13 protein-coding genes and 1 pseudogene are annotated in these 16606 nt (G+C 36.8%); 9 read left to right on the top strand and 5 right to left on the bottom strand.

The genetic code is table 11. The features are described from left to right. The first annotated feature begins 58 nt into the window (after positions 1–58). A complete protein-coding gene (locus MKY26_RS17160) occupies positions 59–220 on the top strand; it encodes a CxxH/CxxC protein (RefSeq protein ID WP_224936993.1) in 162 nt (53 codons plus the stop codon). Positions 221–500: 280 nt separating this feature from the next. Here MKY26_RS17160 and MKY26_RS17155 read toward each other — a convergent pair. Beyond that, positions 501–1849, bottom strand: a protein-coding gene (locus MKY26_RS17155) for an IS3 family transposase (RefSeq protein WP_224935613.1) whose coding sequence is annotated in 2 segments (ribosomal slippage) — positions 501–1405 and positions 1405–1849 — 1350 coding nt in all. Because the reading frame shifts where the segments join, the coding sequence is not laid out codon by codon here. Between the two features lie 249 nt (positions 1850–2098). Next, positions 2099–2413: a hypothetical protein gene (locus MKY26_RS17150; protein WP_341098230.1), complete on the bottom strand. Its 315-nt coding sequence runs from the start codon at positions 2411–2413 to the stop codon at positions 2099–2101. Between the two features lie 509 nt (positions 2414–2922). Here MKY26_RS17150 and rlmH point away from each other — a divergent pair. The 7 genes and pseudogenes from rlmH (at position 2923) to MKY26_RS17115 (ending at position 13063) form a co-directional block, all read left to right on the top strand. Further along, positions 2923–3402 (top strand): 23S rRNA (pseudouridine(1915)-N(3))-methyltransferase RlmH, encoded by a 480-nt coding sequence (gene rlmH, locus MKY26_RS17145; protein WP_341052654.1) that lies wholly within the window; start codon positions 2923–2925, stop codon positions 3400–3402. A gap of 518 nt (positions 3403–3920) precedes the next feature. Further along, complete coding sequence (locus MKY26_RS17140; RefSeq protein ID WP_340977050.1) at positions 3921–4889, top strand: DUF4822 domain-containing protein; 969 nt, start codon at positions 3921–3923, stop codon at positions 4887–4889. Positions 4890–4946: 57 nt separating this feature from the next. Next, positions 4947–6398, top strand: coding sequence for a sensor histidine kinase (locus MKY26_RS17135; RefSeq protein ID WP_341098228.1), 1452 nt, complete (start codon positions 4947–4949; stop codon positions 6396–6398). Positions 6399–6413: 15 nt separating this feature from the next. Continuing rightward, entirely contained in the window at positions 6414–7139 is a 726-nt protein-coding gene (locus tag MKY26_RS17130) for a response regulator transcription factor (RefSeq protein WP_340977047.1), read from the top strand. A gap of 76 nt (positions 7140–7215) precedes the next feature. Continuing rightward, the gene (locus MKY26_RS17125) at positions 7216–7812 is read left to right on the top strand and encodes an ankyrin repeat domain-containing protein (RefSeq protein ID WP_340977046.1); all 597 of its coding nucleotides are present in this window, start codon (positions 7216–7218) and stop codon (positions 7810–7812) included. 216 nt (positions 7813–8028) lie between these two features. Then, a pseudogene (locus MKY26_RS17120) lies at positions 8029–10605 on the top strand (MrcB family domain-containing protein). After that, positions 10577–13063, top strand: a complete 2487-nt coding sequence (locus MKY26_RS17115; RefSeq protein WP_340977045.1) for a restriction endonuclease-like protein — start codon at positions 10577–10579, stop codon at positions 13061–13063. Before MKY26_RS17120 ends, MKY26_RS17115 begins: the two are co-directional and overlap by 29 nt. A 113-nt stretch (positions 13064–13176) precedes the next feature. Here the strand turns inward: MKY26_RS17115 and MKY26_RS17110 are convergent, their stop codons facing one another. After that, positions 13177–13815 carry a nitroreductase family protein gene (locus MKY26_RS17110; protein ID WP_307318977.1) on the bottom strand — a complete coding sequence of 213 codons (639 nt, stop codon included), beginning with the start codon at positions 13813–13815 and terminating at the stop codon, positions 13177–13179. A gap of 114 nt (positions 13816–13929) precedes the next feature. On the opposite strand from MKY26_RS17110, the gene MKY26_RS17105 reads away from it, so the two are divergent. Then, positions 13930–14292 (top strand): MerR family transcriptional regulator, encoded by a 363-nt coding sequence (locus MKY26_RS17105; RefSeq protein WP_341098225.1) that lies wholly within the window; start codon positions 13930–13932, stop codon positions 14290–14292. A 347-nt stretch (positions 14293–14639) separates the two neighbouring features. Here the strand turns inward: MKY26_RS17105 and MKY26_RS17100 are convergent, their stop codons facing one another. Both MKY26_RS17100 and MKY26_RS17095 read right to left on the bottom strand, forming a co-directional pair. After that, positions 14640–14945, bottom strand: a complete 306-nt coding sequence (locus MKY26_RS17100; protein WP_322909903.1) for a nucleotide pyrophosphohydrolase — start codon at positions 14943–14945, stop codon at positions 14640–14642. Between the two features lie 3 nt (positions 14946–14948). Then, complete coding sequence (locus MKY26_RS17095) at positions 14949–16589, bottom strand: DUF2075 domain-containing protein (protein ID WP_322909902.1); 1641 nt, start codon at positions 16587–16589, stop codon at positions 14949–14951. Positions 16590–16606 lie beyond the last annotated feature (17 nt).

Below are 16606 nucleotides of genomic sequence, written 5' to 3'. Positions count from 1 at the left end.
GTTTTGATAAGATGAGATGTGGATAAATTATAAATAGATAAATGAGGAGGCACCGAAGATGATTTATAGCTGCGAAGAACATATTGATATCGCCATTGATACCATTGTAGACGAACACGAAACCTTCCCAGTGTTAACAAAATGCGCACCAGAAGAAAACTTATCAACAACCTGTGAATTCTGCCCCAACCCAGCCATATATATGGTGGCGAACAAATAATCCCATACAACATGTGGATAGAAAATGTGGATATGTGGATAACTTCTGTGGATATTCTGTTTATGGTGTGAGGATGAGCTGTGTATATCTTTTGAGGGATGAAATGAGACTGGGACATAACTAAATGAGCTAACCTCAAAAAAGAACAATAACAAATTGATCTTAAAACATCATTTGCAAAAAAAGTCCGTTCCGTTGCTCTACAGTCACTCGCTTTCCGCGGGGAGGGGCTGAGCCTCCTCGGCATTGTAGTGACCCCTAAAAGTTAGACACAGTTATTTCATGAGGCAACTTGTTCAAAATGAGTTCGGTATTGTACCGGACTCATTTTCAATTTTCCCTTTAACCGTTTCCTATTATAGTATTCTATATATTTTTCTAATTCTAGTTTAAAGTGGTTCACACTTTCAAATTCCTTAAAATAAAGCAATTCTGACTTCAGTATCCCAAAGAAGTTTTCCATTACAGAGTTATCGTAACAGTTACCTTTACGTGACATACTCTGTTTAACCCCTTTTGCTTGAAGCAAGTTGCGATATTGGTTCATTTGATAATGCCATCCTTGGTCGGAATGCATGAGTAATTGATGCCTTTCTGGTAAGGATTCTAATGCTTTTTCTAACATGTCCGAAACTAATGAATACGTTGGTCGAGAACCGATGGTATACGTAATAATTTCACCATTAAATAAATCTAATACAGGCGATAGATACAGCTTTTCACCAAATAGCTTGAATTCTGTAATATCTGTTACCCATTTTTCATTCGGTGCGTCCGCACTAAATTGACGGTCTAAATGATTTGGCGCTATTTTACCGACTGTGCCTTTATAAGATTTATACCTTTTCATCCGCACTAGGCATCTTAAACCCAGCTCTTTCATGATTCGTTGAACCTTCTTATGATTTACTTTTTTCCCACGATTCACTAGCTCATCCCGAATACGACGGTAACCGTAACGACCTTCATGTTCTTCATAAATGGCTTGGATTTCTCCTTTTATATCGGTGTCTGGATCAAGTCGATTCATTCGTTTTACTAAATTATAATAGGTGCTGCGTGGAATGCCAGCGAGTTTTACGAGTGACTTCACCGAATACTTATGCCTTAACTCATAGACTACTTGTGCTTTGTCTTGTTTGGTGATTTTTCCTTGTTTTGAACTAAGGCATTCAACTTTTTTAAATACTCATTTTCCATTTCCAGTTGTTTTATTCGATTTTCTAGTGCTTCAAAAGAACGGTCAGTAGAACTTTGTTTATTTGAATCTTTTTTCATGGATAGACGCCCCTGTTCCTGTGACTGAAGGGCATCTATCCCTTGTGTTTCAAACTTTCTTTTCCATACAGCTAGAGTGGAATGCGCTGGGATATTAAAAATAGCTGCCGTTTCACATAGAGAAGTACCATTTTCAGTCATATATTGTAGTACTTCTAGTTTAAACATTTGTGTATAACTTGTACAACGTTTCACCAATGCCTCTGCACCATTGTAGTTGTATTGTCTTACCCATTTAACAATCGATTTGTGATCTATTCCAATAGATTCTCCAATTTCTCTGTAACTTTCTTTTCCGCTTAAATAGCGAGTCACGGCTTGTAGCTTCATTTCCGCAGTAAATTTGGACAAAAAAACTGCACCTCCAATAGTTGTAGATAGTGTCTAACAATTGGGGTGCAGTTCACATTGCCTGTGGGGTCTCAGCTTTCCCTCTATTTCCCGCAGGAGTCGAGTGTCTTCCGCTCCATTTCACTATTCTTTTCATATAAGGGTTCAAATCACACAAAAAACCGAATGATTAGATGCTAGAACTCCTAATCATTATCATTCGGATAAATCATTAGCTAGAATACTTATGTCCCAACCTCTTTCATCATTTTACTCATCTAATTCCTCTAGTCGTTTGATCATTCGTTGACTATGTTTATCCTCGGGATTTGTCTTGTACGCTTTTAATGCCTCAGTAAATTTCTTATCTAACAAAAGTTGGTCGGCTTCAGTTAGTGTTCTCGTTTTTAAGTAAAAAAAGGGAAGATGACCGATCGTATCATTACCTAAGCGGTAGCCGTTGCTTCTCGTCAGTAATTCATCATTTTCATCGAAAGCGTCAACAGACCAAGAAAAGCGGTTGTTTGGGTTGGTGAAAGCGAGTAATGTAATGGGATCAACAGAATTTGGATCATCACCTGACATAGAGAGTCCAACGGTATGGTTATATAAGTCTTCCACTGACCATGTATTTTGTTAGTAGCAATATGAGAGAGAAAGGGGCTAAAATCAAACCAGAATTTAATATCATTTCCTCTTCTAGGAGCGGCAGCGTGAAGATGAATGGTTTCAACTTCGCCTCATCCTCAAGCTAATCTACCTTCTGAAAAGCAATCACAAGCGTATCTTAAACCATATTTTTCTACCAGCTGGTAATCCTTCATTAGCCAAAAAAGCAGTCCTTAGTAGATAATCACCATAGGGCATCCATCACTTCTAAATACGCCTTTTTATTCTGTTTTTAACGTTCTACAAGATGCAAGAATACGGCCCCTCCTCTCAAGATAGAATCGAGTTTAATACATAGATACTAAGAGATTTGGAAAGGTTGCGAAAAGAAGAAAATTTTTTCAGGTAACAACTAGGACCATCAATAAGTCTGCAGCCTTTATGGTAAACTAGGGAAAGAAAAAAGCACGGAAGGAAGGCCAAGTATGAACATCACAATCGTATCCGTTGGCAAACTAAAAGAAAAATACTTAAAACAAGGTATCGACGAATATAAAAAACGCTTAAGCGCCTACGCCAAACTAACCTTAATCGAAGTACCAGACGAAAAAGCACCAGAATCCATGAGCGCAGCCGAAATGGAAGAAGTCAAACGCAAAGAAGGCGACCGCATACTCGCCCACATCGCCCCAGACACCTTCGTCATCACCCTAGAAATCCAAGGCAACATGCTCACCTCCGAACAACTCGCAAAGAAACTAGACGAGCTCGCCACTTATGGTAAGAGTAAGATTGCTTTTGTTATTGGGGGATCTCTTGGGACTAGCAAGGAAGTGGAGAGTCGGAGTGATTTGGCGTTGAGTTTTTCGAAAATGACGTTTCCGCATCAGTTGATGAGGTTGTTGTTGTTGGAGCAGATTTATCGGGGGTTTCGGATTAATCGGGGGGAACCGTATCACAAGTAAGTCCGGTTTATAAAGATTTAAGTTGCAAACTAATAAGTATAAAAAAGTCGAAACTAAGAATAGACTAAGTGGATTTATTACTTTTATTTAAAAGTAGGAAAAATTAAAATTCCTGCAATAAAGAATATCAGCTGGTACTCAACTGGATTGAAACCGATTTAATCTATTGTAAATCCAAAGTATTAATAGAATGGCTTCAACATATATAAGTGCACAAGATCTTCGTCAGTTTATTCAGCTCCCATCCTGTATAAATTAATTGCTTCCCGTAATGAATGTAGAAAATGTTGCTCTGTTTTAATAACTAATGAATTTGTAAAATTATTCAATTCTACATTTTGGATGAAAAAGCATCTATTTGGTAGGTCTATTGAAAAAGCGCTGAGTTGAAAAATACACGGGTGGTAATGAGTAATGTGGTCAGGTTCGAATTTATAATTTGTTTATATTTGCGATATAAGGAGTTTAGAACTGCCTTTCATAATGAAGTATGAGAAATTGAAAGGGAGAGGATAAATATGAATAAAAAATTTAAATTTACATCATTGGCGATTTTTAGCTTAACCATTTTGGTGGCATGCAGCGACGAGACAGCAACGGAGATGGAGACAACTAATTCGACGGATGAGGTTGAGCAAACAGCACAAGTTGAGGAGAAAAGCCAGTTTACAAAAGGTCAGGAAATGATGAATCTATTAAGTAGTACAAATTGGCAAGGAACAAAAGTTTATGATCAAGATAACAATGATTTAACAAAGGAAAATGCAAACTTTATTGGCTTGGCTAAATATGATTCAGAAACAGGGCACTATGAGTTTTTTGATTCAGCAACAAAGGAGACACGTGGAGATGAAGGTACATTCTTCGTGACTAACGATGGAGAGAAGCGAATTTTAATTTCTAATACGATGCAATATCAAGCTGTTGTGGAGATGACGGAACTTAGCGAAGATATTTTCACATATAAGCGCATGGGGAAAGATGCAGCAGGCAATGATGTAGAAATTTTTGTTGAACATATTCCATACGAAGAAACAGAGTTAGCCTTTACAAATCCAGCGCAAACTTTAACCACCAAGACAGGGACGATATTGACAGACGTTGATGGTGATGAAGTTTTAGGCGAAACATTATGGCAAGGGACAAGGGTGATAGATGAGCAGGGGAATGATTTGACAGAGCAAAATGCCAACTTTATTAGCATTGCCAAATATAGTTCAGCAACAAATCAATATGAATTTTTCAATGTTGAATCAGGAGAGAGTCGGGATGATTTTGGTTACTTTGATGTGATTAATAGTAACAAAATGCGAGCACATGTATCACTAGGTGAAAATAAATATGGGGCTGCTTTAGAACTGACAGAATTAAACGATAACAAGTTCACGTATAAGCGCATGGGCAAAGATGCAGCAGGCAATGACGTAACTATTTTTGTGGAACATGAGCCATATAACGGAGAATTTAATTTGAATTTTAGTTTTTAACAGGTAATATTTGAATATGCTTGATTTCTCTTTTGGAAATCGGGGAAGGTGGTCACTATGACAATAAAAAATCGATTTCTCATTTCATATATTGGTGGTATTTTTATTGCGAGTGTCTCCATTCTCATGATTTTATGTATTGCTTTTTACGTAACGACAGGATTTGTACCAACTCCGAAAACATTATATGAATCCTTTACGAAGCAACGTTCCCTGAGTCCAGAAGAAGAGCTTGCTTACGTAGAATTACGAGATATAGCAAAAAGTACGCCGGACCAACTATTAGAAGAGGATATGCGAAATAAATTACAGCAATTAGAGCATCAATCTCTCGGCCTTGTAATTCGTAAGGAAGAGGATATTTTATATTATTCGGAGGAGCTAGTTGAAAGGTCCCTTATTGTCCATTTTCCTGATTTTGATACAAATAATATTGAAACAAAGGGTACAGTTGATAACGCAGGTAGAATGTACCGTTACATTAAATTTGATTTTTATTACAGTGATCAGACTAAAGGTAGTATACTCGTGTTGAAGAAAGAAAATAGTTTTTTAGAGTTTCTGACTAGATGGGGAATGCTCATTATTTTGATCATTATGATAGTTTCGGTTGCAGTTATGCTGTTTTTAAATCATCAAATTCGCAAATCAATTATCAAGCCTATTGAAAGATTAGGGCAAATAATGTCCAGCATTCGGGACAGTGACATGATGATGCAGGCACCTACTTTGCCGGAAAATACTGCAAAAGAAGTCCAGCAGCTGACTGCAAATTTTGAACGAATGCGAGAGGCATTACTTGCTTCTATTGAGGAGAAGCAAAATCTAGAAAATAACCGGAAAGATTTAGTAGCGAGTATTTCACATGATTTGAAAACTCCGATTACCTCTATTATTGGTTATGTGGAGGGTTTGCAAGAGGGTGTTGCTGAAACACCGGAAAGGCAAGAAAAGTATTTAAAAACAATCCATTCCAAATCACTTGCCCTAAATCATTTAATAGAGGAGCTTTTTCTCTATTCAAAGCTTGATGCAGAGTCAGTACCATTTCGTTTTGAACGCACTTCATTGCCAGATTTTCTAGCACATGTAGTAGAGGAGTTTCAATTATCGAATCGACAGGTTCACATTAACTTGCAATTTTCTGAGGAAGTGTATGCGCAGGTTGACCGAATGCATATGAACCGGGCGATTACGAATTTAATTGAAAATAGTATAAAGTTTCAAAAGGAGAAGGTGCCATTAGCTATTGTTGTGGAAGTGATTGTTTTGCATCGTTTTGTGCAATTAAATGTCAAAGATAACGGGCAAGGAATCTCAGAGGAGAAATTGCCATATGTATTCGATCATTTTTATCGCGGGGAGGAAGCGCGAACATCGACAACGGGCGGCAGTGGATTAGGACTAGCGATTGTGAAGCAAATCGTTGAAAAACATAAAGGTCAGGTGAAAGTTCAAAGTACGTTAAATGTAGGTACAACTGTAACCATTGTGTTGGAAAAGTCTTAAAGGAAGTGTTGAGAAATGGCAGCAGCATCAAGAATTTTAATTATTGAAGATGATATAAGTATTGCGGAATTGCAACGAGATTATTTAGAAATTCATTCAATTGAAGCAGATATTGTAACAGATGGTTTTGAAGGGATGACCCGTGCATTGAAAGAAGAGTATGACTTAGTCATTATTGATTTAATGCTACCTTCGATGAATGGCTATGAAATTTGTCGTCGTATTCGCGAAGTGAAAAATATATCGCTTATGATTGTTTCAGCAAAAAAGGAAGATATCGATAAAATTCGAGGGTTCGGTTTAGGTGCGGATGATTATTTAACAAAACCATTTAGTCCTAGTGAGTTGGTTGCACGTGTTCAAGCACATATGAAACGCTACAAACAATTAACAAACGTGGGACAACGGGTGGAGTTTATCGAAATGGGTAATATTGTTGTAGATAAAGCTGCACGTAAAGTTTTTGTACTCGGCAACGAGATTACTTTTACAACCAAGGAGTTTGATTTACTCGTATTTTTTATGGAACACCCGAATCGTGTATGGACGAAGGAACAGCTTTTTCGCCAATTATGGTATATGGATGATTTGGATGGTGATGTATTCACTGTTGTTGTACATATCGGGCGCATTCGCGACAAATTAAAAAAGGGGAAACTATCAGATCTACCGATTGAAACCATTTGGGGCAGCGGTTATCGTTTTAATCATACAATCACTCCTTGGGAAGAGAGGTTTTAATTTGAAATTTATTATAGGGCTTTTGCTTGGATTTTTATTCCTAGTTACAGGCTGTAATAATGAGGAGGAAAGGGAAATGACACATCAATCTGGTGAATTACTTCAAGCTGTTGAAGCTAATAATCTTGAAAAAGTACAGGATATTTTAAAAGATACTTCTTATCTAATTAATGAAACCAATGAAAAAGGCGAAACCCCGTTGTTAATTGCTACTCATAAAAATTATATTGAAATCGCAAAAGCTCTTATTAATGAAGGGGCAGATGTTAACAAACAAGATGTGCTCCAAGATAGTGCTTATTTATATGCAGGCGCACAAGGAAAAACGGAGATTTTAGCTTATATAATTGAAAACGCAAAACCTGATCATCAAGTGTACAATCGCTATGGTGGCAATGCATTAATTCCAGCTGCTGAGAAAGGACATTTACCTAATGTAAAGTTACTTTTAGCAGATGGGAATGTGGATATAAATCATCAAAATAACTTTGGTTATACAGCCTTAATTGAAGCAGTCGCATTAACAGATGGTTCAGAAGTATATCAGCAAATTGTACAGGAATTGTTAGTTTACAATGCTAACAAAGAGCTTCGTGATGACAATGGTATGACGGCATTGGATTATGCTAAAGATAGAGGATACACAGAGATGATTGAGTTGTTGGAGAAATAGATTATTACTATATCAGTTGAAAATAAAGACCACACTTAGGTTATTAACGGAAAATCGTATGATAAGTATCAAGACCACCCTATTCTTATACTATAAAACAATAGCACACTATACTTATTTGTTACTTTAGAAGCCATTCCCTCCCAATTGAATGGCTTTTTTATTATAGTATAATATATACAAATAATTGGATTGATCTGTAAACGGAGTGAAGAAATGATTGAGCAACTTATTATTGAACTATCAAAACGAATAAAATACATCAAACCCCCAAATATACAGAAAATTACAAAGGTGGACAATCAAGGAATACATATAGAAACAGAATCATCTAGGGATGAATACAATAGAGGTAAAAGGCATTCTCCGTATGTAGATATTGATTTTAATTTTATATTGAATGAATGGAAATCATTTACTAAAGAAAGAACAACCACTGTCGATAAGTTAATGACAGAAAGTGAAAAAAGTACGTTCATTCTATCTTACTTCGCCCAACTACCTTTTGTTGAATTATTGACCCAAGGTGATAAAGCAACCATCAAGTTAAAGGAATTCAAGACAGATGAGTTGCCGAATGAGCAGTATGAAAAGGTAATCACCTTCTTAGATGAAGTGAAAATTGGAAAATACGACACTGAGCAGCTCAGTAAGCAAGTCGAAGGTAATCTATAAAGGGTTAAGTCAAGAGCCAGGCAGGATGCAAAATTATTAGGTTTGGTGAATGAATTTAATGAGATCAATCAAAGTCAGTTCGATGCTTATAAGGCAGCTGAAAATAAAGGTGATTTTGTAAAGAAGATCATTATGAATCAAGGGTATTTTAGAGCAGCCCTTATTTGCCTTGATTTATTAAGACATCTACCTAAAAGGGACAAAAGGCTGGCTCTTGAAGAACTTGGTATGCTAATTGTGCGGAATTCTAGGGGTGAAAACCTAATGGTAGAGTCGGTAGCTAAAGAGAGAACGCACAATTTATTAATATGGTTACAAAGTACAACTTTAATTGATAAAGAGTGGAATCCAACAGAGCCTTATTTTGACACTTTAAATAAAAAGGAGCAGATCATGTCTCAAAATATACGAGAGAAATTAATCAGGATTGCGAATCAATATTTAGCTGCAAAGAGGGAAGCTTTCGGGGGGCACCAATTGGGACCCTTTGTTCGAAGTGAGGTGACCGCGGCTATACATAACCTTCCTTTTATTGACCCTTCCGAATATGTTGTGACTGGATCGGTGGGGCAAGGGAACTGGGCGTCTGTTCCTTGGATTGCGATCATGAATCGCAAAATTACTGTTTCGACGCAGAGGGGTTATTATATTGTCTATTTGTTCAGTGAGGATATGGAAAGTATCTATCTTACATTGGCCCAGGGGATAACGGAAACTTCTAAGGATGAGATGCTGAGAATTAAAGCTGAGATGAGGGGGTCTATTCCCGCAAATAGCAAGGTTAAGATAGATGATCATATTAATCTGGGAGAGAGTAAGAAGGCAAAGGGCTATGCGCTATCTACTGCGGCATATATTCGTTATGATGTGGATCAGATGCCAGGAGAAAATGTGATTTTGGATGATTTAAGAAGCATGATCAAAATATATGAGAATTATATCTCGCTGAATGATCGTACTATTTATGATAACTCTTTAAACAATAGTGATGAGGAGATAATCAGGGAGAAAAGCTATGAGTTTTTGCCCACAAAGGATTTAATTAATCACGTCTATTCTTACATACAAAGCAAAGGGTTTTATTATCCAAAAGAGGAAGTCATCAACTTATATCTTTCTTTGAAAACCAAGCCGTTTGTGATCCTTTCCGGTATTTCTGGAACGGGGAAAACCAAGATGGTGCAATGGTTTGCCGAGAGTGTTGGTGCCAATGAGAAAAATGGCCAGTTTACATTGATTCCTGTGCGGCCTGATTGGAGCGATGGTTCGGATTTATTAGGTTATGTAGATATTAAGGGAGATTTTAAAGAAGGTCCTTTAACAAAAGCCATTAAAGCAGCACATAAGCATCCAGATCTGCCTTATTTTGTTCTTTTAGATGAAATGAATTTGGCACGGGTTGAATATTATTTCAGTGATATTCTCAGTGTCATGGAGAGTCGTCGGTTGGAGGATGGGAAGGTGGTTACATCTGCTTTATTATCGGAAGAGGTTGCGAATGAGGTGATTACACTGCCTAATAATCTATTTGTGATTGGCACAGTTAATATGGATGAAACGACACATCCGTTTAGTAAAAAGGTGTTGGACCGTGCAAATACAATCGAGTTTAATCGTGTGGAGTTGGATCATTTATCTTTTCTTCAAGACCTTGAAGAAGCTGAGCCTGTGGTGATAGGGCAGAATCAACTGGCTTCAGAGTATTTACATCTGAAGGATCTTTATAAGGAAGATACGGAAATGATCGAAAAGGCAACAGCTGAGCTCGTGAGAATTAATCAGTCTCTCCAGCTAATTAATGCCCATATAGGTTACCGGGTGAGGGATGAAATTTCTTTCTATCTTGCCTATAACAAGGAAGGAGGATTATTGACCTTTGAGGAAGCATTTGATCATTGTATCCTTCAGAAGATCCTGCCTCGTTTATCCGGAAGTGACGCTAGAATTGATCAACTCCTAAGGGAATTGTATCAACTATTCACGAATACGGCGTATCAGGACGATGAGAATGCGTCGTTCGATGTAGAGAGTGTGCTGTACCCTAGGAGCGTCAGGAAAGTGGTTGAGATGCTGAGGAGGTTACAAGAAGATGGCTTTACATCCTTCTGGGTATCATGATGATGTTGAATTAGTGAAGATCGAAACGGAGGATATGTCTCTTGTGGTGAAAGGTAAGCCGTATCACGAGCGATATGAAGGATTGAAACAATACCGGGCAATGGATCGGCATGATGTCATGCAGTTTTCTGTTCATGGAGAAAAAGTAAGTCAGGTATTGATTTATAATATTGAAACACAATTGCTTAAGGAATCCTCTCAATTACGGCCAATTTTTTTCGAGAATGGTGTGTATCAAGTCATTGTCGTGCCGAAGACAAATAGAGAATTATCTTTTTACCATGAACATCCGGGCTTAAGACAAGCCGTCGCTAAGGTAGAGATAGCCAATACATATATGTTGATGGGTAACTTACGATTCCAGAATGAAGTCGGGTTAACCACTTTTGAAATTAGGGACGGTAGTCAAAAACTGTTAGATGTGACGTTAGAAGTGTTTCCAGCAAAGCTTGATTATCGAAATGATTATAAAAAGCTTCTGGAAGAGGTGAACGATGAAATTTATAATCTCGCCTTCCATTTTATTCGCAAAACCTATTTAGGGGCTAGATTGAAACTCGAAGGCAAGCCTTCAAGAAGTGAATTTTACCGTCTCATTAGTAAGCATTTTGATCAGTTCATTCAAGCCGTTAACCAAATTGAACGGCAGCCACATCATCTTTTACATAAGACCTATGAAAAGGTAAGAGGAGATCAATTAAATAAATTAGACACGAGAAGTCGAACCTATTTGCAGAAAAGGCCGCATTTGTTTACGGAGGTTAACAAGGGCATCTCAATTCAGAACAACCATAAAACATTTATGCCTATCGAAGGTCTCCGGATGAAAAAAGAACTTACCTATGATACGTTGGAAAATCGATATGTGAAATGGATGATGCAACGGGTATCTCATAAGCTCTATGATTTACTGGAGACATTAAGACATAAAGGCATGAGATGGGAAGTCGAAGTGGATACGGACCTTTTAGACAAGTTGATTGAGATGATTAAGCAATTAGAAGCGAAGCAAAAAAGCCCCTTTTGGAAAGGCATCAAAAAACTAGATCGCTCTATTCATAGTTTAGTGCTGCAGATGGCACCAGGCTATCGAGAAGCATTTCAAATTTATTTGACAGTGTCGAAAGGGTTGATGTTACAAGGAAAGCTGTATCAAATGTCGGTGAAAGATGTAGCTACACTCTATGAATATTGGACATTTTTGAAGCTTGGGCAAATCCTTGATAAGAAGTATCAACTGATCAGTCAAGATATCATCCAGGTCAACAGGGACGGGTTGTTTGTAAACCTGCAAACGAATCGGTCGGCTATGCGAAAATACAAACACCCTTATACGAAAGAGGAGATTATTCTAACATACCAAAAGTACGAAAGCGGTTTGCCTACCATCCCTCAAAAGCCAGATACGATGCTTAGCATTGCGAAGAAAGGCAAGGATTTTACCTATAACTATGTATTCGATGCCAAATATCGTATCGATTACGCCCAAGAAGGCAGTTATTATCAAAATCGATATAAGCACCCCGGGCCACTTGAGGATGATATAAACACAATGCACCGTTATCGAGATTCGATTGTAGCCTATAATGAGGGGCCGTATGAACGAACAGCCTTTGGCGCCTACGTCCTTTTTCCGTGGTCCTTTGAAGAGTTGTACCAAAATCATCACTTCTATAAGAGCATTGATAAGGTCAATATTGGTGGCTTGCCATTTCTCCCTAATGCAACAGGCTTAGTCGAAAAATTTGTAGAGAGACTGATCGAAAAAAGCCCTGAAGAAATCCAACATGAAGGCATCTTACCAAGAGGGTCATTAGAAGAATGGCATTCCAATTTGGAAGAGAAAGTGCTTGTTGGCCTTGTGAAAGATAGAGAAGAGTATATTCAATTTAAACAGACAGGCAGCTATCGTATTCCTATCACTAAGCTTAAATCAGGCTGGCAAGAGACAAAGTATATCGCTCTTTACGTAAAAAAAGGTGTTTTAGAACAAAATGGAGTCATCTGCTATGGCAGGGCCAAAGAAATAAGACCTGAAAAAGTAGGCAGCGAAGAATACATGCAATTTGAAGTGGACCATTGGATCAACTGCAACCCAATCATTAAACCTGTAGGCTACGGTGTGGCTGCCTATATGCAGACCACATTAAATCATTTGAAAGAGTCGACAGAGCTCCCAGAACTATTTATGAGATCGAAAGAAGAAAAAACGCTCTGGAGAATCCTAAGAAGGGTCTCCGATAAAATATCTATTGAACTGGACTCAGTAGAAATCGATATAGCTACTAAGGTAGAAGAATACAGGATTAAGAATGTTTTAATCAAAATCAATAAAGACAAAAGGGAAGTGTCTCTGATAGGGAAAGATGATCAGAAAACAGTTAGTCTAGATACTTTACAAAGGAATCCTTCTTTTGTTTTTAGGGAGTTGGTTGGTTTGTTAGGGAGGGAATCATAAACACACCAATCAACTCTGTTTCAACGTGAATTGGAAGGGAAGTGAGAAGAAGCATTACCACTATTAGTAGGAAACTTCTTCTCTTTTTTTGCACTTCTAATGGATTGTCAGGTTTATCTCCAAAATGAAATTTTGTCAGTACTTAATCGAATGGATTCGTATCCAGCTACTTTGGCTTTACCAATTGAAAGGATCATGACGGGAGTATATCGTTCTTCATCCAATTCAAAAGTTTTTGCTAGCTGATCTGCTTCAAATCCCGCCATTGGATTTGTATCATATCCGTGCGCACGAGCTACTAACATTAATTGCATTGCAAAGAGACTACTATCGATTTTTGCAATTTCAACTTTCATTTCTTTTGATAGTGTTGGGTAGATTGATAGAATGGTCTCGAGTTGGCTATTTCTCACTTCAGGCGGCATTTTCCCTTGTTCTACAGCTGTATTAAATATTTCTTCTGCATACAAATAGCTTTTTGTATCACCAAAAATTAATAACATGGCAGAAGAAGTATCATTTTGTAATGTATTGAAACGTACAAGAGGTTTAAGTTTTTCTTTTCCTTCGGGAGTATCTACAACAACTACACGCCAAGATTGCATATTTGCAGAGGATGGCGCCAAACTAGCTTCCGCAATAATCTCGCTTAACTCTTCTTGCGATATTTTAAAATCTTCATCATAATGACGAACAGAACGCCTTCCTTTGACTATATCGACGAAATCGTTATTCAGAATATGGTTGAACATAAAATCGCTCCTTTTGATAACTTTAGATTATTTTGACATTTTATATGCCATTGGTTATCATAAGCACATTATGAACTATGAACCTAGGTTTATAGCAATAAAAAAAGAGGTCATATGATGAAAATAAATGAAGTTTCGAAATTAACGGATTTGCCCATATCCACATTAAGATTCTATGAACGCAAAAATCTAATTCCTGACTGTTATATTGAGCGAGATGTAAATAATTATCGCGTATATGCTGAAGAAATTGTGGAGTACCTTGAGGATGTAAAAGCACTTCTATGCGCAGATTTTTCAATAGAAGAGATAAGTATGATGGTCAATCAACAAATGAACTTATCATACGATGAAAAGAAAACAATCGTTGAACAAAAAATCAAAGAAATAGATGATATCAGGAAACAATTAACCAAATCAAAAAAGTTTTTGCAGGACATTTTGGAAGGGAAAGCAGCGTTTCAGACGAAATGTTGAGAAAATTGTTTTTTCTCAACAATTAATAGGCACCAAAATGGAAGACCAAGATAAACTGTTACAGTTAAAAAATACTGATGATAAATTTAGTAGATAGATTGCATTATAATTGGTATGTAATAACTAATTACCTTTAAAGATATCTGTCTTTTGTTTTTAGAAAATTGAGTTGTTTTATTATGCATAAGCGAAGAATTTGAGGAGAAAGGCTAGTTGGTGATGACGAATCACTGCAAACATTATAAATAAGAAGAGGGTCTTTTAATATAATACTTCATCAGTTTATTTAAAGATCCCCCTTCATCTTAATAAGAATATGAGGGAGAAGGGGATAACAGTAGATGTCATCACTTATTCACAGGATACTTCTTCCCGTTCTTCACAATCTTATCCTCTATAATCTCTTTTACATCTAAGTTTAAGTCAGAACATAACATTAAGGAGTAAATTAGAACATCTGCGATTTCCTCGCGAATATTTTCTCCATTTTCTTTGAGTGCTTTTTCGCTGCTGATCCATTGGAAATCTTCTAGTAGTTCAGCTGCTTCGATAGAAATTGAGATGGCAAGGTCCTTTGGGTTGTGATATTGTCTCCAGTTCCTTTCATCTCTAAAATCGTTAATGGTGTTGATTAAGTTCCTAATATCGCTCATAAATTAATTTCCCCTTTTTAAGTCAAGTAGTCTCTGTCTTAATTTAGGATCTGTGGCGTAAATATATAATCCATGGATGCCTCGCTTCATTAGTACATTAATAGAATTTAAGATAATTTCTTCTTTAATTTCTTGATTTTTTTCAGGCAGTAAATCCGTTCGTGAAATAAATGCTCCGGTATCTTTATATTTCAAAGGATCAATGACTAATTTCCTTTGTTCGACATCGTAGCTCACCGATGGACCAAGGACAACGCCAACGTAATTTAAGTCAAATCCTTGTACAGTATAAATGGAGCCAACTTCCTTAATAGAATTTGGGTTTTCTGCCCATGTTGTACTATCTTGGGTGCTATTCCAAGGCATATTGATTCCATTTTCATCAACTATATAAGTATTACCGTCTTTTTTATGTAAATAATCAAAGGTTGAGACAATACGAGAAAGACCGAGTTCTTTGTTTTTCTTTTTAATAGCTGTTTTGAACGTACCTGGATCTTCGAAAAATTTAAGCTCGAAGGTTGAGTCATTTTCTATTGGTAACGGTAGAATCTTTTTTGCAACAAAATTGTCAATCCACTTAATTGTTTCTGGATTAGCATTCATTCTCATTTGATCTTTAAGTACTAACGTCTTAGCGTTATATTGTCTAGTGATTTCTGCTAGTAATCGATCATTCCAATAACTCTTAATCTTCAAAACTTGGTTTGGGTCAAAGATAACAATGGTGATTTTACTACGTTTTATGATTTCATCTAATTGGTTTTGGTAGCGAAAATTGTTATAAGAATCTTCCTTTGTAAGAAGCAAATGCGCTTCGTCTATTAAAACGATATCTGCTATTTCTTGCGCCCTTGTCTTTTCGTTAATAAACGGTGTCGGTTTCATCAGATTCTTTTTCTTCAAGTTGGGTAGACTGTTGGCAATGCTTTTATATGTCTTCAACATCTCAGTGTGATTCACCAGCAAATAATTGTCTGTTCCATATAATAAAGAGCTATCATCTTTGGCTAGATCCTGAATGGTATTAAACAGAGAGCTTAAAAGAACACTTTTACCAGTCCCCGCGTCACCTTCAATAGCAAAAACATGATTCCCGTTCTTCTTAATATTTTCATTACAAAATTTGAGAATTTCATTTTTAATATCGAGTTGTTGAGGGTTAAGCTCTTTATATGGAGAAAGTTTATAAATATCTTTATTCCTTAGGTTTTCAACAGTATCACTTACGATTTTTTCTTCTCTAAGCTTCTCCCAAATCATTTGGAAGAGTTCTTCATTATAGAAGGATTTCTGATAATAATTATGCATGACCCTAGAACGTGTTTGACTAACATTTTGCAATTGATAGTGGTTATCAGCAATGAAATAGTTAATTAAGTTCGACTCAATATTGTAGGTCGCAGACTGATTGAATTTTTCATGTCCAATTAATATAGAATGGCTCAAATTTTTCCGTTTTTTATCTTCTCGATGCTTTTTCAAACGTCGTGAAGCTTGAACCGTCTGTCCAATATAGGCGGACGGTCTCTTTTTCTCGTTATATAGTATATATAAAATAGGATAGTTATTTAGGTGCAGTGTCTTTACAGCATTTACATGATCACGAGTAAAACTTATCTTTTCAAATACTAATCCATTCATGTTTTTATCCTCAGTAT

Origin of the sequence: Cytobacillus sp. FSL R7-0680, from assembly GCF_038009245.1 — a bacterium.
Lineage (GTDB): Bacteria > Bacillota > Bacilli > Bacillales > Cytobacillaceae > Cytobacillus > Cytobacillus kochii.
The sequence above is the reverse complement of the archived record's forward strand: the minus strand, read 5'-3'. Positions and strand labels throughout refer to the sequence as shown.